Source organism: Halorussus gelatinilyticus (assembly GCF_023238445.1).
Lineage (GTDB): Archaea > Halobacteriota > Halobacteria > Halobacteriales > Haladaptataceae > Halorussus > Halorussus gelatinilyticus.
Genome location: NZ_CP096658.1, coordinates 516,418 through 533,162, shown reverse-complemented (window position 1 = coordinate 533,162; position 16,745 = coordinate 516,418). Strand labels below are relative to the sequence as shown.

17 protein-coding genes and 1 tRNA gene are annotated in these 16,745 nt (G+C 67.0%); 6 read left to right on the top strand and 12 right to left on the bottom strand.

The features are described from left to right. From M0R88_RS02760 to M0R88_RS02740, 5 genes are read right to left on the bottom strand one after another with little or no spacing between them, the layout of a single operon-like run. Complete coding sequence (locus M0R88_RS02760; RefSeq protein ID WP_248655435.1) at window positions 1-720, bottom strand: 50S ribosomal protein L2; 720 nt, start codon at window positions 718-720, stop codon at window positions 1-3. Window positions 721-723: 3 nt separating this feature from the next. Then, a complete protein-coding gene (locus M0R88_RS02755; protein WP_135853181.1) occupies window positions 724-975 on the bottom strand; it encodes a 50S ribosomal protein L23 in 252 nt (83 codons plus the stop codon). After that, window positions 972-1,718: a 50S ribosomal protein L4 gene (gene rpl4p, locus M0R88_RS02750; RefSeq protein WP_248655434.1), complete on the bottom strand. Its 747-nt coding sequence runs from the start codon at window positions 1,716-1,718 to the stop codon at window positions 972-974. The genes M0R88_RS02755 and rpl4p overlap by 4 nt, the downstream gene beginning before the upstream one ends. A 3-nt stretch (window positions 1,719-1,721) precedes the next feature. Next, complete coding sequence (locus M0R88_RS02745; protein ID WP_248655433.1) at window positions 1,722-2,738, bottom strand: 50S ribosomal protein L3; 1,017 nt, start codon at window positions 2,736-2,738, stop codon at window positions 1,722-1,724. A gap of 4 nt (window positions 2,739-2,742) precedes the next feature. Next, window positions 2,743-3,633 carry a putative RNA uridine N3 methyltransferase gene (locus M0R88_RS02740; protein ID WP_248655432.1) on the bottom strand — a complete coding sequence of 297 codons (891 nt, stop codon included), beginning with the start codon at window positions 3,631-3,633 and terminating at the stop codon, window positions 2,743-2,745. A gap of 213 nt (window positions 3,634-3,846) precedes the next feature. Between M0R88_RS02740 and M0R88_RS02735 the strand changes: the two genes are divergently transcribed. The 5 genes from M0R88_RS02735 (at window position 3,847) to M0R88_RS02715 (ending at window position 6,375) form a co-directional block, all read left to right on the top strand. Beyond that, window positions 3,847-3,917 (top strand) — tRNA-Gly (locus M0R88_RS02735). A gap of 108 nt (window positions 3,918-4,025) precedes the next feature. Next, window positions 4,026-4,337, top strand: coding sequence for an MTH1187 family thiamine-binding protein (locus M0R88_RS02730; protein ID WP_248655431.1), 312 nt, complete (start codon window positions 4,026-4,028; stop codon window positions 4,335-4,337). Between the two features lie 46 nt (window positions 4,338-4,383). Continuing rightward, window positions 4,384-4,869 carry a hypothetical protein gene (locus M0R88_RS02725; RefSeq protein WP_248655430.1) on the top strand — a complete coding sequence of 162 codons (486 nt, stop codon included), beginning with the start codon at window positions 4,384-4,386 and terminating at the stop codon, window positions 4,867-4,869. Between the two features lie 35 nt (window positions 4,870-4,904). After that, window positions 4,905-5,837, top strand: a complete 933-nt coding sequence (mch, locus tag M0R88_RS02720) for a methenyltetrahydromethanopterin cyclohydrolase (protein WP_248655429.1) — start codon at window positions 4,905-4,907, stop codon at window positions 5,835-5,837. A 37-nt stretch (window positions 5,838-5,874) separates the two neighbouring features. Further along, complete coding sequence (locus tag M0R88_RS02715; protein ID WP_248655428.1) at window positions 5,875-6,375, top strand: double winged helix-containing putative transcriptional regulator; 501 nt, start codon at window positions 5,875-5,877, stop codon at window positions 6,373-6,375. On the opposite strand, the gene M0R88_RS02710 is transcribed toward M0R88_RS02715, so the two are convergent. From M0R88_RS02710 to M0R88_RS02685, 6 genes are all read right to left on the bottom strand, one after another. Further along, window positions 6,372-7,208: an RAD55 family ATPase gene (locus M0R88_RS02710; protein WP_248655427.1), complete on the bottom strand. Its 837-nt coding sequence runs from the start codon at window positions 7,206-7,208 to the stop codon at window positions 6,372-6,374. The genes M0R88_RS02715 and M0R88_RS02710 overlap by 4 nt on opposite strands. Window positions 7,209-7,621: 413 nt before the next feature. Further along, window positions 7,622-8,587: a beta-ribofuranosylaminobenzene 5'-phosphate synthase family protein gene (locus M0R88_RS02705; protein ID WP_248655426.1), complete on the bottom strand. Its 966-nt coding sequence runs from the start codon at window positions 8,585-8,587 to the stop codon at window positions 7,622-7,624. A 54-nt stretch (window positions 8,588-8,641) separates the two neighbouring features. Beyond that, a complete protein-coding gene (locus M0R88_RS02700) occupies window positions 8,642-9,601 on the bottom strand; it encodes a glycosyltransferase (protein ID WP_248655425.1) in 960 nt (319 codons plus the stop codon). A gap of 179 nt (window positions 9,602-9,780) precedes the next feature. Next, window positions 9,781-10,863, bottom strand: a complete 1,083-nt coding sequence (locus M0R88_RS02695) for a sugar ABC transporter permease (protein ID WP_248655424.1) — start codon at window positions 10,861-10,863, stop codon at window positions 9,781-9,783. Beyond that, window positions 10,860-11,825: a carbohydrate ABC transporter permease gene (locus M0R88_RS02690; protein ID WP_248655423.1), complete on the bottom strand. Its 966-nt coding sequence runs from the start codon at window positions 11,823-11,825 to the stop codon at window positions 10,860-10,862. Before M0R88_RS02690 ends, M0R88_RS02695 begins: the two co-directional genes overlap by 4 nt. 9 nt (window positions 11,826-11,834) lie before the next feature. Continuing rightward, the gene (locus tag M0R88_RS02685; protein WP_248655422.1) at window positions 11,835-13,124 is read right to left on the bottom strand and encodes an extracellular solute-binding protein; all 1,290 of its coding nucleotides are present in this window, start codon (window positions 13,122-13,124) and stop codon (window positions 11,835-11,837) included. 268 nt (window positions 13,125-13,392) lie between these two features. Here M0R88_RS02685 and M0R88_RS02680 point away from each other — a divergent pair, with 268 nt between their 5' ends. Next, window positions 13,393-14,517 (top strand): ABC transporter ATP-binding protein, encoded by a 1,125-nt coding sequence (locus tag M0R88_RS02680; protein ID WP_248655421.1) that lies wholly within the window; start codon window positions 13,393-13,395, stop codon window positions 14,515-14,517. A gap of 40 nt (window positions 14,518-14,557) precedes the next feature. Here the strand turns inward: M0R88_RS02680 and M0R88_RS02675 are convergent, their stop codons facing one another. Beyond that, on the bottom strand, window positions 14,558-16,705 hold the full coding sequence (locus M0R88_RS02675; RefSeq protein ID WP_248655420.1) for a DUF7997 domain-containing protein: 2,148 nt from the start codon (window positions 16,703-16,705) through the stop codon (window positions 14,558-14,560). Between the last annotated feature and the right edge of the window lie 40 nt (window positions 16,706-16,745).

Below are 16,745 nucleotides of genomic sequence, written 5' to 3'. Positions count from 1 at the left end.
TCAGTTGCCTCCTCGTCCCGTTCGGCGAGACGAGATGTCCCCGACCTTCCGTCCCGGCGGCGCGTTGCGCGAGACGGATTTCGGCTTGCCGGGGTGCTGGCGGCCACCGCCACCGAACGGGTGGTCTACGGCGTTCATCGCCACGCCGCGAACGTTCGGCCACTTGGTGCCGCGCGCTTTCATCTTGTGGTACTTGTTCCCCGCTTTGACGTGGGGCTTCTCGGTCCGGCCGCCACCGGCGACCACGCCGATGGTCGCCCGACAGTCGGGCGAGAGGCGCTTGACCTCGCCGCTCGGAAGCTCGACGACCGCGGCCTTGCGGTCGTGCGTGACGAGGTTCGCGCTCACGCCGGAGGCGCGAGCGAACTTCCCGCCGTCGCCGGGCTGGCGCTCGACGTTACAGACCGGGACTCCTTCCGGAATCTCGGCCAGCGGCAGGGTGTTGCCCTCCTTGATCTCGGCGCTGACGCCGACCTGAATCTCCTCGCCGACGCCGACGCCTTCGGGCACGAGGATGAGACGCTGGTCGCCGTCCTCGAACTCGACGGCCGCGACCGGCGCGCTCCGGGCCGGGTCGTGTTCGATGTCCACGACCGTGCCGGAGACGGTATCGACGTCTTCGGGCTTCTTGTGTGTGAGGTCCGCCTTGTATCGGTGCGACGGAGCGCGGAACGTCGGTCCGCCACGCCCGCGTCGCTGTCCTTGGATTCGTCGTCCCATGTGTCAGAACACCCCGATTCGAGAGGCGACTTCTTGGGCGTCGTCGTCCTCCGAAAGCGTCACCGTGGCCTTCTTGTCGCCGTTCATGGTGACCTGCGTGTTGATCTTCTCGATGGTGACTTCGTACTGCTCTTCGATCTCGTCGCGGATCTCGGGCTTCTCGGCGTCGAGGTCCACGACGAACTGGAGCTTGTTGTCGAAGTCCATCTGGTTCATCGCCTTCTCCGTGACCCACGGGTACTCGATGACGCTCATCGGTCGGCCACCTCCTCGACGGCACTCTCCGTCCAGACGGTGAGTCGGCCGGGATGCGCGCCGGGCGCGAGGTCCTCGGCGTTGAGTTCCTGCGCCGTCGCCACGTCGGCGCCCGCGAGGTTGCGGGCGGCCTTCGAGGGTTCGTCGCTGGTCACGAACAGGACCGACTTGGGCGTCTTGTACTTACGCCCACGCGTGGTCCCGCGGCCTGCTCGGACCGACTTGTTCTCCTCGGCGCGCTCGATGTCGGCGTCCGCGCCGACCGCTTCGAGGAACGAGACGACTTCCTTCGTCTTCACGAGCTCCTCGAAGTCGTCGCTCACGACGAGCGGCAGGTCGAGGTCCTCGTCGAAGCGGTGGCCGCGCTCGGCCACGAGGTCGGCGTCGGCCGTCGCGGCGACGGCCGAGCGAACCGCCTTCTTGCGCTCCTTCGTGTTGATGTCGAGCGAGCGGTCCTTCTCTTCTTTCGGCGGGTGGGCCTTGCGACCCCCGACGGTCTGGGGCACTCGTGCGCCCTGTCCGTTCGTTCGGGGGACGTGAGCCATCCCGCGACCACTGCCGGGCGACTCCGCCGAGGTTCGCATCCCGGCGTAGTCGTCCGCGCCGTAGTCCTGCTTGCGGTTTGCCTGCGCGGCGAGGACGGCGCGCTTGATGAGGTCCGGCCGGACCGTCTTCGAGAAGACGTCCGGCAGGTCGAGCGTGCCGTCTTCCTCGCCGTCGAGGTTTCGGATAGTTGCCTGCATATGTTATCCCTGGTTGGATTCGGTGCTTACGTAGCGCACCTCGGGGTCGAGGCGCGGCTGGTCTTTCGGCCGGATGGCCGGGCGGAAACGCAGGAGCCGCTTGTCCGGACCGGGAGCCGACCCCTTGACCAGCGCGTACGAACCCTCGACTTCGCCGTAGTTGACGAAGCCGCCGTCGACGTTGATGTCGTCGTCCTCACCGATGTCGATGAGGCGCTTGTTGAGTTCGGTGCGCTGGTGGTAGCCGGTCTGGCCCTGTTGGGGAACCGTCGAGCGGACGCGGGAGGGGTTCCACGGACCGAGGTTGCCGATCCGTCGTCGCCATCCCTGCCGGGCGTGCTTGCCCTTCCGCTTCTGGACGCCCCATCGCTTGACGGGACCCTGCGTACCTTTACCTTTCGTAACGCCGCTGATGTCGGTGTACTCCCCTGCGCGGAACACGTCGTTCATGTCGTGTTCCCCGCCGTCTTCGAGGAGGTCCAGCGCGAAGTCGGCGCGGTCGCCGAGCGACCCGCCGCCGACGCGAGTCTCCATCACGTCGGGCTTCTTCTTCGGCACGCTGGGAACCTCGTCGGGGACGGTGTGGGTGACGACCCGAAGGTCGGCGATGTCGCCGTCTTCGAGCGCCGCGCGGAGTTCGTCCTCGGCGGCGTCCGGGTCGTGGTCCTCCGGCACGTCGAGCGTGCGCGAGAGGTGGTCGTGGAAGTCATCGCCCCACACTTCCGTCAGCGGCTTCTTGCCGTACGGCGTGTCTTCGTAGGCTCGCAGAGCGACTGCCCGCATCGGCGGCGTCTCCACGATGGTGACGGGAACGGTCTCCTCCATCCCCTCGCGCGGGGAATCGGATTCGTCGTTCACCATCACCACGTGGGTCATGCCTGCCTTGTAACCCGCGAAGCCCTGAAGGGACGGACTGCCGTCTCCGTCGGGCCACGAGTTGAAGCGCGGCACCTCACTGGTCGCGCGCTGGCGGGGGCCGAACCCTAGCGAACCTTTACGTGGTCTGCTTGTATCTGACATCGTATCACTTCTCTTTGAGGTTCAGGCAGGCGAGAGCGGCGAACATCGCTTCTTCGGTTCGCACGACCTCGCTGCCTTGATTCGGAACCGCGTTCAGCCAGAGGTCGAACCGGCTGGGTGCGCCGTGTTCGACTCCGGACTCCGCGTCCGCCTCGTCCTCCCCGTCGTCGCCGGGCCGTCCGTCGGCCAGCGAGTCGGTGGGGAGGTCGAGTATCTCCGGCAGGCCACGACCCGGTGAACCGAACGCCACGGTCATGCCGTCGCGTTCGACGCGGCCGACCACGTCGGTCAGCCGCCGGGTCGTCACTTCGACCCCGTGGCGGGACGTCGCGATTCGGACGCCCGCGTCGTCGCGGTCGAGTGCCGCCGGAAGGTCCGTGCGCGTCACCGACCAGCCCGAAGGGGGCGGGTCTACGAGTTTCGCACGGACCGGACTTCGCGAAGAGATCCTGACGGTAACGCGCTCCCCCTCGCCGACCGTCATTTCTGACGGAGTGACGAGGGAGATCGGGTGTTGCAGTCCGCAATTGACCCGAACGCGCCCTTCAGGTCCGACCTCGGTCACGATTCCCTGTCTTAACGACCCCGAACCCTCGGATTCGGAGCCGGTCAGTGAGGGGGCGCGGAGCGGCGGTAGGACGCCCGCGTACTCCAGTTCGTCCCGCTTGCCGAATACCTCCTTTCGGAGGTAGGGCGGCGTCGCGGCGTATTCCAGCACGGTGCTTACGAACCCGCCACCCCAGTGCCGTTCGCCGTCGGGGTCCGGAAAGACCACGAGGCGGTCGGCCCGGAACACCGTCGCCGCGCGGGCGACGTAGCCGATTTTGCGAGTTGCCTCGCGTTTGTCCTCGGCTTCCCGGACGAGGGATGACGGAACGAGTACGCTGACGGTCATACCGTGACGCTTCGGCGCCCGCTCACTAGACTGTAGCGAATCGTACCGGCTTGGTTCTTAAAAGGGTGCCGCTTTGGTTCTACCCGTGGGGGCGCGTCACAAAGCCCGTAGCCCCGTAAATCGGGACTTGAATCGTGTCACCGTCTCCCGATTCTAGCTCGATTCGCAAGCCTTATTTAGTAACCGGGCATTATTTGGAAATGCACTCGCAGGGCGCTGGTAGTGTAGTGGTATCACGTGACCTTGCCATGGTCGCAACCGGGGTTCAAATCCCCGCCAGCGCACTTCTCTCGGTTTTCCGTTTTCCATAGCTACGTCTCCGTATAGTACTCTGGAGTTACGACCGGCAGGACAAAACCGCAAAGGTACTGGCTCGTGTCGGTCCACTCGCTATGACCGCAATCGCACTCCTGAGCGTCGCTCCGGTCGTTGAGGGAAGCATGGCGGACGAGGTGGCGAAGGCCGTCGCCGCGCTGGACGACTTCGACGTGTCCTACGAGACCAATCCGATGGGGACCGTCGTCGAGGCCGAAACCGTGGACGAACTGTTCGCCGCGGCGCAGGCCGCCCACGAAGCGGTGGACGGCGACCGCGTGAGTACGTTCCTGAAGATAGACGACAAGCGCACGCGCGAGCAACGCGCGCACGAGAAAGTCGATGCGGTCGAGGAAGCGCTGGGGAGGGAGGCCAAGCGCGAGCGATAACTCACGAGACGACAAAACACTTACCATACCGCGGTAACGTTCGGCCGTGAACGTCTCCAGACGGCAGTTTCTTCGGCTCTCGTGCGGTTCCGTGGCGGGTCTCCTCGCTGGCTGTGCGGGCGAGCGACGGTCGGACTCGCCGACCGCTACGCCCGGAAGGACGCCGACGACCGAGCGGACACCGACGACGCTTCCGCGGAGACGCCACGACCTCCCGCCCGGACCGAAGTCGCCGCCCGACCCCCCGGAGACGTGGACCGAGGAGTCCGCGAAACGATACGCGGTCGCCTACGAGGAGCGCCGGATGTACAACTCGATGGACGGTGAGACCGTGAACGAGATTACCGTCGGCTGTAGCGTCGAATCGGTCGAGGCCGTGCGCGGCGGCTATCGAGTCGTGGTTCTCTGTCAGGGCGCGGCCTACTACGGCGACGACGGCCGACACGGCGACTACATCGGAGCGCCCATCGCGTATCTCGTCGGGAACGGGACCGCGGTTCGGACCCACGCCACCTCGCGCACTACTGACTGATAAACGGTTTACGGGGTGACGCCCAACCCACGCGCATGGACAGTCTCAATCGGAACGCGCTGGAACTCGCCGACGAAGCGCTGGACTTCGCCGAGGAGTTGGACATCGGCGCGCGCGAACTCGACAACGGAGCCACCGTCCTCGACTTCGGCCACGAGTTCGACGGCGGCGTCGAAGCCGGACTCCTCCTTGCGGAGATGCAGACCGCCGGTCTCGCCACGGTCCAGACCCGGATGGACGAGGTGGCGGGCGCGCCGTTCCAACACGTCGAACTGACGAGCGACCACCCCGCGCTGGCCCTGCTCTGCTCGCAGAAAGCTGGCTGGGAGGTCGCGACCGACGACTTCGAGGGACTCGGGAGCGGCCCGGCCCGCGCGCTCGTCGCCGAGGAGGACGAGTTCGCGCGCGTCGGCTACGAGGACGTGAGCGACTTCGCGGTGCTGGCCGTCGAGAGTGACGATTACCCCACTGAAGCGGCCGCCGAGCAGGTCGCGGACCTGACCGGCGTCGAGACGAGCAGCGTCTTCCTCGCGGCGGTCCCCACGGCGTGCCTCGCGGGGAGCGTCAGCATCGCCTCGCGCGCGGCAGAGATGACCGTCTTCCGCCTCTCGGAGCTCGGCTACGACCCGCTCAACGTGGTGAGCATCACCGGCTCCGCACCGGTCGCGCCCGTGGCTGGCGACGAGGAGACCGCCATCGCGCGGACGAACGACGCGCTGGCCTACGGCGGTGAGGTCCACGTCACCGTCCGCGAGGAGTTCGACCGCTTCGACGAGATCGTCTCGACCGCCAACGACGAGTACGGCACCCACTTCGCGGACATCTTCGAGTCGGTCGATTGGGACTTCTACGAGGTCGAAGAGGGCGTGTTCGCGCCCGCCCGCGCGACAGTCGATGTAATCGGCGGCGACACCTACGTCGTCGGCGAGCGCGACGAGGAGCTACTGGCCGAGAGCTTCGGTATCTGAGTCCTCGGACGACGAGACAGAACGGAGGTGACACTCGATGCAATTCAAACTGGTTCCCGAACCCCCACGAACCCTCGACTTCGTGGCCGACGCACAGCGCGCGGTGCCCCTCGTGCCCGGTAGCGAGGACGACTGCTGCGCCCGAATGCTCGACCGGACGGACCTGACGAGCCGCGACGAGGCCCGGACGTGGCTGACGTTCCTGCGCGCGCTCGGACTTGCTGAGGAGCAGTCCTCCGGGTTCACCCGGACGCGCGAGGACCCGACGCCGGAGTTTCTGGCCGAGCAGTTCCGCGAGAACGTCTTCGGTGTGCCCGCGCTGTTGGAGATTCTGGCCGACGTCGAGACGCCGCTTTCTGCCGCGGAGATGTTCGAGGCGTTCGAAGACGAGGTACCGACGTGGGAGCATCACAAGAATCCGAGCTCGTGGGAGACGATTTGGGGTGAACGAGTCGAGTTCTTGCTCGACTGGGCGGTGTTGTTGGGGTTGGCGGAGAAGGTTGACGACGGCTACGTCGATACGACCGACGCCGATTAGCGAATCTTCCGCACGTTACTCACGTCGAAGCCGGCGTCGTGAATCTCGGTCTCGAACCGAATGATGTCCTCGGCCTCCAACCGCGACAGCACGCCGCGGAACTCCCGGACGAACATCACCCGGTCGCGCTCGTTACCGCCGGTCTCCCACTCGAAAGCGATGGTGCCGTCGGCCGCGCCCATCAGACTCCCCATCTGGGTGTCCGAGAGTGCCTCCTGATTGACGAGAACGAGAATCAGGCCGTCCCATGTGCGAGAGGCCTTCTGGAGACCCTTGACCAGCAGGGTGATGTCGCTCCAGTCGAGGTGTTCGTTCGGCGCGCGGGCGAGGTCCGTCAGCGAGTCGATGACCACGAGGTTGCCGGTCGCGTGTTCGTTGAGGTACTCCCCGAGCGCCTCCAGCACGCCGCGGCGGTCGCTCCCCTGCCCGAGGTCGGTGATGGTCTGCGTCTTGCGGGTGTACCACTCGCGGGGGATGGCCGATAGCTGGAAGTACTCCTGACTGAAGTCGGCGAACTCGACGGTCTCGACGCCCGCGCGGACGATCTCCTCGCTCATCGTGAACTCGATTTCGCGCCGGAGTTCGTCGCCGCTCGCGGTAAAGGAGACGTAGTGGATGTCCTCGGGGACCGCGGCGTGGTCGGACACGTCGCCGTAGTGGAGGTCGAACTGCTCTTCGTCGGTGTGGGCCAACCCGTTGATGGTCGCGCTGGTGTAGCAGAACTCGCGGGCACCGGCCCCGGCCTCGCCCGCCAGCAGGACCACGCTTCCGGGCGGCGCGCCACCGCCGATGATGTCGTCGAGTCGGGAGACGCCGAACGGGACTCGGTCCATAACTCTCGTCTCAGGCGTCTCGGCGGGGGTGCTTGGGTCTTTCGTCTATCGGGCCTTCGCGCGAATGGACCGCCACCTCTCGCGGCCCGACTCACCGAACCACGGTTCGCCCCTCGTACGCTAACCTTCAAATACGAAGTCGGGACGAACCTCGCCCGGACGTTTCGTGCGGTCACGCGAGCGGTTCGTGCCTCAAGGCGCCACGAGAAACGTGAGCGTGACCTCGGAAGACACGGTCCGCGCAGGCCGGCGGCCAAGCGGAACCGTCTTCCGGCGGTTGCGGGCAGGGAGGTGGCGAGTCGGCCACCAGTGTCGATGACCTCGCAAACCGCCAGTCCGACTACTCCGAGAGGACTGTGCCATTCACCGCCGAGTTCTGTCATCCGCCGAGTTCCATCACTCGCTGAATCCGGTCATCCATCGATGTCCGCTCCGCGATTCCGAGGTTCGGCGACCAGCACGTCGCCGCCGACGCCCGCCGCCGAGAGCGCCGCGTGTGCCGCCTCGCGGGCCGCGGCCACACGCTCGTCGGTGGTCACGGCGTAGACCGCGGGCCCCCACGACGACTGACCAGCACCGGCTATCGCGGGCGCTCCCGACAGTTCTGCGACGAGTTCGCCGACGGGCGGGCGGTAGACGCCGCCCTGCTCGTCGGCGTACCACGCGCCGTTGAGTCGGCCCACCTCGGCGACCGCCGCGCCGAACGCCTCGACGTCGCCCTCGGCGACCGCAGGGAGGACGCGACGAGTCACGACCGCGGCGATTTCGTCGGCGAGTTGCGGGTCCGCGCGCTCGACCACCGAGCGCATGCTGGCCTCCTCGTCGTCGCCGTTCCGACCGGGTTCCGCGTCGGGGAGGACGACCACGAACCGCCAGTCCTCGGGGACCTCGTGGCTGGCCGCGACCGCCGGGACCGACCACGCGCCCTGCGCGGGTCGGTCGGCCGTGAACCGCTCGGTCGGGTGGCCCGAATCGAGGACGAACCCGCCGGACTCGAAGGTCGCCACTCCGACGCCGCTTCGACCGCCGCGGCCGAGCTTCGGGGCGCGCTCGCGGACCCGTGCCTCGCGGTCGTGAGCGCGCGCGACCGCCGCGAGGACCGCGAGCGCCAACTGCGTCCCGCTCCCGAGACCGACGTGCCGCGGCAGGGTTCGCTCGACGGTCACCTCCGCGCCCGGTACGTCCAGCAGTTCGACCGCTCGGCGGACGTACTCGCGGGCGTCGTCGTGCGAACAGCGCACCGACTCCGCGGGGTCCGCGACCACCTCGACTTCGGGCGAATCGAGCGCGACCCCGAGCGACCCGTAGAGACGCTGGTGGGCCAGCGACAGGTTCTGAAAGCCGAAGTGCAGGCGCGCCCCGGCCGCGACTCGTGCCATACAGTCGGGTTGGCGAGCAACGGGGTTCGTAGTTCCGACAGTGGCAAAAACTGGTCAGGTCAGCGCGTCGAGGACGTGGTCGGCCACGCGCTCGACGCCGTTGTCGTGGTCCGGCGACTCGGGCGGGTGGCGGACCGCCCGCGCGACGTGCGTGACGGAGTGTTCGACCTGAAACCCCTCGACGCCCCGGCGCTCGATGACGCGGGTCACGCCGTGTTGCTCGTCGGTGAAGGGGTAAACCACGCAGGGCGTCCCCCCGACCGCGGCCTCCATCACGGTCGAGTACCCGGAGCAGACCACCACGTCGGCGGCCCGAATCCACGGTAAGAGCGCGGGCACGGCCTCCCAGTCGTCGTCGCCGACCAGCGTCACGCGGTGGCCTTCGGTCCGCAAGGTCTCGGCGAGGACGTCGAAGTTCGTGGAGTAGACGCTCGGGACGACCAGCACGCCGATTTCCTCGTCGGGACCGCGACAGCCCGCGGGGTCGAGCGCGACGGGCGGGACGTGAGTCACTCCCGGCGGGTCGCCCTCGTCGGGCGGCCAGACCGCGGGATAGAGGAACGATTCGGCCGCGCCCAACTGATAGCGGTTGAGGAGCCACGTGAACACCTGTTCGACAGCGGCGTCGTAGTAAGACGCCGCGTTGTGCGTGACGATGTAGAGCGGCGTCCCGGTTAGCGACGCGGCCATCGCGGCGAACATGTCGTCGGTCACCAGCGCCGCGGGGTCAACCCGGCGGAGCCACCGCACGAGGTCGAAGACGCGCTTGCCGCTGTAGGGGAGGCTTCTGGTCAGGACGCGGCCGAGCGACCCCTGCTGGTAGTCGCCGATGTAGTCCACCGGGGCCGCCCGGAACACGTCGTAGCCGTTGTGTTCGATGAAGCGCGAGCCGGGGCCGCCGCCCGCAAGCGCGATGTCCGCACCCGCGTCTTCGAAGGCCTGCCCGACCGCGAGCATCCGGGTGGCGTGGCCAGCGCCTTCGGGGTAGTGAGCGACGGCGACCGTCAGGTCCATGGACTCCCTTCGACGGCCTCCCGAAAAGTATGTTCTCATTCTAGGATTTCGTCGGCTGGCGCGCCGTTCGGCCGTGCATCGTCTAATTCGCTCGTCCGGGGTTCGTTTCTCGTCGCGGCGACCGGAAGCCAGCGATCCTCCAAGAAAATCGTTTTGGGCCGACAGGAACGGAGGCGATTTCAGCCTTCCATCCCGCCGAACGAGAGTCCGCCCTCGATGTACCGCTGGGCGAACAGGTAGACGAGCATTATCGGCGACGCGAACGTCAGCGCGAACGCCGAGAACCGCGCCCACGGCACCGAGTACTCGGAGACGAGCGAGAACAGGCCGACCGGAAGCGTGTAGTTCTCGGTCCCCAACAGCGTCTGAGCCACGACGAACTCGGTCCATCCCGTCAGGAAGGTGAAGATGAAGACGGTCGCCAGTCCCGCCTTCGACAGCGGCAGGATGACTTCGACCACGACGCGCCACGCGGGCGCGCCGTCCACGACTGCGGCCTCCTCGTAGGAGACCGGGATGCCGTCCATGTACGTCTTCAACAGCCACGTGTTGAACGGGACCGCGGTCGCGGCGTAGTAGACCGACAGCGCGAGTTTGTTGTCGTTGATACCGACTTGCACGAACACAGTGTAGAGTCCGATGAGCAGCGCGATACCGAGACCGCCGCCGACCTGCGTCAACAGCACGTAGCCGAACAGAATCTTCCGACGGCCGATGAACTCCCGGCGGGACAGCGCGTACGCCGCGGGGACGATGAGACACATCCCGAGTATCACCGTCGGAATGGCGACCATGAGGCTGTTCCAGAAGAACTTCTTGAACCCGGACGGGCTCTCGACGCCGTAGTCGGAGGCGTCGAGGAGTTCGAACCCCGGCGTGTTGAACACCAGCGTCGAATCACTGAACGGGATGCCGAGCCCGATTTCGTAGCTGGGCAGGATGAGGTCGCCGATGACCCAGATGAACGGCTGGAGCGACGGCTTCTCCGGGAGCAGTCGCAGTCCGTCGACGGAGTGTATCGACCCGCCGGTTCCCGACAGCGCCGAGATGAGAATCCAGTAGATGGGGAACAGTAGCGTGAGGACGGCGACCAGCGCGCCCAGCGTCAGTCCCGCCGTCTTCAGCGGACGCATCGGGGAGATCTCCCCCGAGCGGACGCCCGCAGCGGTGTACCGGAGTTCGCGGTACAGGTCGAGGGGCGTCGTCGCCGCGCCAACGAAGTCGTTCTTGAGTTCGCGGGCGACGGAGCGGAGCAGGCTCACGTGTCGCCCACCCCGTCTGCGAGTTTCCCGCGCTTGACGTTCAGCCACATGAACGCCCCGATGAACGCCACCGCGACGAGGCTGATGGCGGCTCCCTGTCCGTACTGGAAGTAGGTGAACGCCTCACGGTAGCCGTAGACGACCATGAGTTCGTTCGCGCGGGCCGGACCGCCCTGATTGAACACGTACGGGATGAGAAACTGCTGGAACGAGGCGGCGGCCGTCAGGATGGCCGCGAACAGCACCGGCCGCTTGATGGACGGTAGCGTGACGTGGAGGAATCGCGCGAGGTAGCCTGCGCCGTCTACCTTCGCCGCCTCGTGGAGTTCCTCGGGCACGTCCTGAAGCGCGCTCACCGTGATGATGACCATGAACGGGTACGCCAGCCACGCCTCGGTGACGTTGTACGCGAGGAACGCCATCCAGCGTTCGCTCAGCCACGACACCGACGCGAACCCGAGCGCGTCAAGAACCTGATTCGCCAGTCCGAACTCCGCGGAACTGAAGATGCCGCGCCACACCGTGATGGTGAAGATGGCGGGCAGGCCCATCGGGATGATGATGAGCGACCGCATCAGTCGCTTGCCCCGGACCCGGTCGCCCGTGACTATCAGCGCGACGCCGATGCTCAGGGTGAGTTTCAGCGTGACGCTCGTGGCGACGAACAGCCACGTGATGCCGAACGAGTTCCAGAAGTTCGGGTCGGTCAGAATCGTGACGTAGTTGCGAAGACCGACGAACGACGCCTCTCCGAAGGTCAGCACCGACATGGCGCCGTCGCCGGCGAACAGGGTCGCGGGCTCGGCGTTCGTGAACGAGATGCCGAGCAGGTACAGTATCGGGAACAGCATGAACGCCGAGAAGACGAACAGCCCTGGGAGGACGAGTAGCAGCGACGCGTCTTCCCGTTCGAGGAAGGGCACCTCCTCGACCCGGCCAGCGACGCGAGAGACGGTACTCATTGATTCGGGCTACTCCCAGTTCTCTCGAACGGTCTTCTCGGCCTGTTTCATCGCTGGTTCGACGCCGGCGTCGCCGTTGTACACCTTCGTGAGCGCGTCGGTGAGCGGTTGCCACACCTTACCCATCTTCGGATGGGTCGGCATCGGGACGCCCTGCGAGACCGTCTCGGAGAACGCCTGCACGTCGCTGGGCAGAGCGTCGCTCCCGCTGAGGCTCTCGAGGACCGGGATGCTCCCGTGTTCTTCGGCGGCCGTCGTCAGGAGGTCCTCGTTGGTGACGTACCACTCGACGAACGACTGGGCCGCGGCGGTGTCGGCTCCGTCCTCACCCATGGCCTTCGAGAAGTACCACATCTGGATGCCGGTGAGCGGTCGGGGCTGGCCGCTCTCCAGTTTGGGGAGACTCGCGACTCCGAAGTTGACGCCCTTCTCTTTCAGCGTGGTCAGGTACCACGGTCCGTTGATAGCGAACGCGGCGTTCCCCTCCGAGAACGGCGCGGCCTGCGCCCCGTAGCTGGGGTCTTTGGGCATGTAGGGCTTGAGGTTGTCGAGCGCGAACTCGATTCCCTTTACCGTCTCGGACTTCGTCAGCCCGAGCTGAGGGTCCTTGTCCGGGTCGAAGTAGTAGCCGCCGAACGCCTGCGCCCACGCGCTGACGAAGTACGGGTCGAAGGGGTAGCTCAGCCCGTAGGTGCCGTTCTGCGGGTCGTGGTGTTCCTTCATCACCGACTTCATGTCCGCGACGGTCTCGGGCGGTTCGTCGACCATGTCCTTGTTGTAGACTAGCGACACCGTCTCGGCAGCGTACGGGAGTCCGACCACGTTACCGTCGAACTGGACGGCCCCTGCGGCGGCGTCGGTGAACGTGTTGAGGTCGACGTTCAGTTGGTCGCTGCGGTCGACGACGAACCCGCGCTGGAGGTAGTCGCCGACCCAGTCGTGAGCCCAGTCGAAGACGTGCGGTCCCTGTCCCGCCGGAATCGCGCTGGTCGTCTTCTTCTTCAGGTCGGAGACGTCCGACCCTTCGATGGTGTGCTTGGAGTCGGCGTTGAACTGCGACAGCGCCTCCTTCCGAGCTTCCAGTTCCGTGTTCTGGAGTCTGTACCACGCCTTCGCGGTCCCCGCGGGACCGGTCTCGGTGGTCTCGGTCTGAGTGGAGTCGTCTCCGTCGGTCGTCCCAGCGCCGTCGCCGCTGGTCGTCGTCTCGCCGTTCTCCTGCACGCTCGCGCAACCCGCCAGAACACCGACGACACCGCTCACACCGATGCTCTTTAGCGCTTTTCTGCGATTCATTGTCATGGGGTGAATAGGTGATGAATTAGTTGTTCATAACTTAAAACCTCGGATTTTGTCACGGTTTTTTCCGGTCGGTGCGGGAACCGCGACCCCGTCCGTAACTTCCGTTTCGGTCTTCCCTGCGACGGGGCTACCTATATCTGTCGGTCGTCAGCCGCATCGAACCGCCGCGACCGGACGAACGTCTGGAAAAACAGCGACGAAATAGTGCGTCACAGATTTAGCGAAGAGGGCAAGAATTAAACCTTGGCAGACGTACGCAAGCAGAAAGATGGCGACTGTAACACTGGACCACCTTCGAAAGGAGTACGACAACGGACAGATCGTGGCCGTCGACGACGTGAGTCTGACGGTCGAGGACGGGGAGTTCGTCACCGTCGTCGGCCCGTCCGGCTGCGGCAAATCGACGACCCTGCGGATGATAGCCGGCCTCGAACGGCCGACCGACGGGCGCATCTACGTCGGCAACGACGACGTGACCGGCGTCCACGCCCGGAAGCGCGACGTGGCGATGGTGTTCCAGAACTACGCGCTCTACCCGCACAAGACCGTCGAACAGAACATGGCCTTCGGCCTGCGGATGAGCACCGACCTCTCGAAGGACGAGCGACGCGAGACGGTCCGGGAGACCGCCGAGATGATGGGCATCGAGGACCTCCTCGACCAGAAGCCCGACGAACTGTCGGGCGGCCAGAAGCAGCGCGTGGCGCTCGGGCGCGCCATCGTCCGGGACCCCGACGTGTTCCTGTTCGACGAACCGCTCTCGAACCTCGACGCGAAGCTCCGGACCACGATGCGCACCGAGATTCAGCGCCTCCAGAACGAACTGGGGACCACCTCCGTCTACGTGACCCACGACCAGGAGGAGGCGATGACGATGGGCGACCGCATCGTCATCCTGAACGGCGGCGAACTCCAGCAGAGCGGCGTCCCGAAGGAGGTGTACAACGACCCGGCCAACGAGTTCGTCGGCGGGTTCATCGGCTCGCCCAGCATGAACTTCCTGACGGTGACCGTCGAGGAGAGCGGCGGGACGACCCGACTCGTCGGCGAGGACGGCTTCGAGTACGGACTCACCGACGAGCGTCTCCGGAACGCGGTCCGAGGCCGCGAGCAGGTCAGACTCGGGATTCGGCCCGAGGACGTTCGGGTCGCGGAGCCGGGACTCGACGCGGTCGAGACGACCGTTGAGGTCATCGAACCGGTCGGGTCGGACAACTACCTCCACCTCGCGCTCGGCGAGGACTCCATCGCGCGGGTCGCTTCGGACGTGGAACCCGACACCGGCGAGACGATTCACGTCTCGTTCGACCCGTCGGACCTCCACCTCTTCGACGCGAGCGACGGCGAGTCGCTGCTCTACGAGGCCGAGCGGTCCGCGACGCCGACGGTCTGAAAACGAGACTCACAGTTCTACTCTCGCCCGCGACTCCCGGCTACTTCTCGGGAACGGCAACCGCGTCGTCGCTCAGCGCGTCGCGTTCGTCGAGCAGCGCCAGCGTCGTCGTCCGGAGCGCGTGAGGCCACCCCAGCGGCGTCGCGCTGTCGGGAGTGCCGTCGTCGAACACCTGCTCGGGGAGCAGCGCGCCGTCCGGACAGAGCGGTCCCTCGGGGAGGACGAGACCGAGTAGGTCGCGGGCGGTCGCGGCGAACCCGTCGGCGCGCGGGTCACCGCGGTCGTCCAGCAGGACCGCGACGTTTCCGGCCGCGAACGCGCCCCACGCGGTCGAGACGGTCCATATCTTCTCGTCGTCCTGCGACCGGGCGCGCCAGTCGTCGCCCTCGTACCGGACGAGGCCGCGGACGTCGCTCTCCGCGGGGTCGCGGTGGAGTCGTTCGGTGACGGTCCGGACGTGGGAGACCAGTCTCTCGACGCGGCGGTCGCCGACCTCGCCGACACGGGCGTAGGCGAGGTGGGCGCTCGCCAGCGCGAGCGACCCGGAGTCACAGCGAGTGTCGAGGTCGCCCGCCTCGAACCGGCGGTCGCCCTCGCCGAGTCCGGTCTCCGATTCGGTCACGAGCCGATAGCCGTAGACGCCCCCGTCGGCCGCCCAGAGGTCGTCGAGCGCGTCGTACACCCGGTCTGCTCGCTCGGCCGCGCGGTCGGCGAGGTCGGTGTCGGTGGCTGCGACGGCGGCGTACGCTTCGAGGAAGGTCGCCGCGGTGTGGACGAACCGGCCGGTGGCGTCCTCCCACGCGTTCTGACAGGCGACGGGAAGCCCGTCGTCTCCCAGCGTCCGGTCGAGACCGTCGAGCGCGTCCGCGAGCGTCTCGGTCGCGCTCTCGGCGAGGGCACCGTCGAGGTCGGCGAGCGCGTCCGCGAGGAACGCCGCGACGCTGGCGGTCTGGTCGGCCTGATACTCGCCGTAGTCGGCGTCGTCGCCGACCGCGAGGTGACTGTTGGCCCACCCCGGCGCGAGCCGTCGGTTCCGAGGCCAGACCCGGTGGGGCCACGTCCCGTCGGGGAGTTGGGTCTCGCAGTAGTTCTCGACGCTCCGGGCGTGCCAGTCGTCGAGACCGAGGTCGAACCGCCGGTCGGCGTGCAGGAGGAACCGCGAGATTTCGGCGTCGTCGCGGAACCACGTGTAGCCGTACCCGCCCGAGTGGGCGTAGTAGGGGTCGAACTCCGGCCCCGCGATGCGGAGACCGGTGGGGGCCGACAGCAGGCCGAGTGCGCGGAGGTCGGCCGCCACCGCGTCGCGCTCGGGCAGTCCGTCGGGAATCTCGGGGGCGCGCTCGGCCGCGGCCCGCGCCAGCGCGTCCGGGTCGTCGTACTCGTCGAGGACGGCGTCGAGGCGGTCGAGCGCCGCCGCGCGGTCGGTCTCGGTCGCGTCGGTCAGCAGAGTCGCCAGCGTCGCCGCCCCGTCCTCGAAGGGGAGTTCGCACCGGAGGTCCCCGCTCAGACTGGACTCCTCGTTTCGGCCGCCCTCGTCGGTCAGGGGGTACTCGACCGGGGCCGCGTCGAGGAGTCGGTCGAAGTCGGCCGAGACGCAACCTCTCGCCGCCTCGAACCCCGTCGCGCTGGCGACGTAGTCGTGTTCGGCGTCGTGGTAGAGTTCGACCGCGTCGGCGTGGTGAAGCTGACTGACGCCGGTGTCCCGCCCGTCGGGCGCGAACCCGAGGAACGCGACCAGTTCGCCCTCGTTCGCGTCGTTGCCGTCGTCACCGTCGCGGTCGTCACCGTCACCGTCCTCGCTCCCGCCGCGTTCGACGTGAGTCACGTGGGCGCGGCCGAGCGTGAGGTCGTACTGGATGACCGTCTCGCCGTCCGGGAGTCGATGCTCGGTGACGACCAGCGTCGTCCCGTCGCGGTACGACTGGGCGACCGTCTCGCACTCGTCGAACCAGCGCAGTCCGTCGTCGGTTCGGACGCCGATTCTGGCGGCGTCGAGTCCGTGGCGGCCGGTCAGCGGCGACCCGAAGTCCCGGAGGTCGCCGTCCCGGTCGATGTGGACGAGTCGTCCCTCGCCGTCCGCGGGGGTGTAGCCCGAGAATCGGCCGCTCGTCGTCCGACGCTCGCCAGGAAATCGATTGTCGTGGCCCTCGTGACGTTTGAAGTCGTCGAGAGCGTCGCGGAGTTTCATTGCCGGAAGAAAGCGACGGGTCGGTTAATAACCTTTGGTG

Bases quoted from the DNA above. Each gene is read 5' to 3' on its own strand.
- M0R88_RS02685 (WP_248655422.1), bottom strand. From the start codon at position 13,124: ATGACAATGAATCGCAGAAAAGCGCTAAAGAGCATCGGTGTGAGCGGT.
- M0R88_RS02730 (WP_248655431.1), top strand. From the start codon at position 4,026: ATGACCGCAATCGCACTCCTGAGCGTCGCTCCGGTCGTTGAGGGAAGC.
- M0R88_RS02705 (WP_248655426.1), bottom strand. From the start codon at position 8,587: ATGGCACGAGTCGCGGCCGGGGCGCGCCTGCACTTCGGCTTTCAGAAC.
- M0R88_RS02710 (WP_248655427.1), bottom strand. From the start codon at position 7,208: ATGGACCGAGTCCCGTTCGGCGTCTCCCGACTCGACGACATCATCGGC.
- M0R88_RS02680 (WP_248655421.1), top strand. From the start codon at position 13,393: ATGGCGACTGTAACACTGGACCACCTTCGAAAGGAGTACGACAACGGA.
- mch (WP_248655429.1), top strand. From the start codon at position 4,905: ATGGACAGTCTCAATCGGAACGCGCTGGAACTCGCCGACGAAGCGCTG.
- M0R88_RS02745 (WP_248655433.1), bottom strand. From the start codon at position 2,738: ATGTCAGATACAAGCAGACCACGTAAAGGTTCGCTAGGGTTCGGCCCC.
- M0R88_RS02740 (WP_248655432.1), bottom strand. From the start codon at position 3,633: ATGACCGTCAGCGTACTCGTTCCGTCATCCCTCGTCCGGGAAGCCGAG.
- M0R88_RS02760 (WP_248655435.1), bottom strand. From the start codon at position 720: ATGGGACGACGAATCCAAGGACAGCGACGCGGGCGTGGCGGACCGACG.
- M0R88_RS02700 (WP_248655425.1), bottom strand. From the start codon at position 9,601: ATGGACCTGACGGTCGCCGTCGCTCACTACCCCGAAGGCGCTGGCCAC.
- M0R88_RS02755 (WP_135853181.1), bottom strand. From the start codon at position 975: ATGAGCGTCATCGAGTACCCGTGGGTCACGGAGAAGGCGATGAACCAG.
- M0R88_RS02675 (WP_248655420.1), bottom strand. From the start codon at position 16,705: ATGAAACTCCGCGACGCTCTCGACGACTTCAAACGTCACGAGGGCCAC.
- M0R88_RS02715 (WP_248655428.1), top strand. From the start codon at position 5,875: ATGCAATTCAAACTGGTTCCCGAACCCCCACGAACCCTCGACTTCGTG.
- M0R88_RS02690 (WP_248655423.1), bottom strand. From the start codon at position 11,825: ATGAGTACCGTCTCTCGCGTCGCTGGCCGGGTCGAGGAGGTGCCCTTC.
- rpl4p (WP_248655434.1), bottom strand. From the start codon at position 1,718: ATGCAGGCAACTATCCGAAACCTCGACGGCGAGGAAGACGGCACGCTC.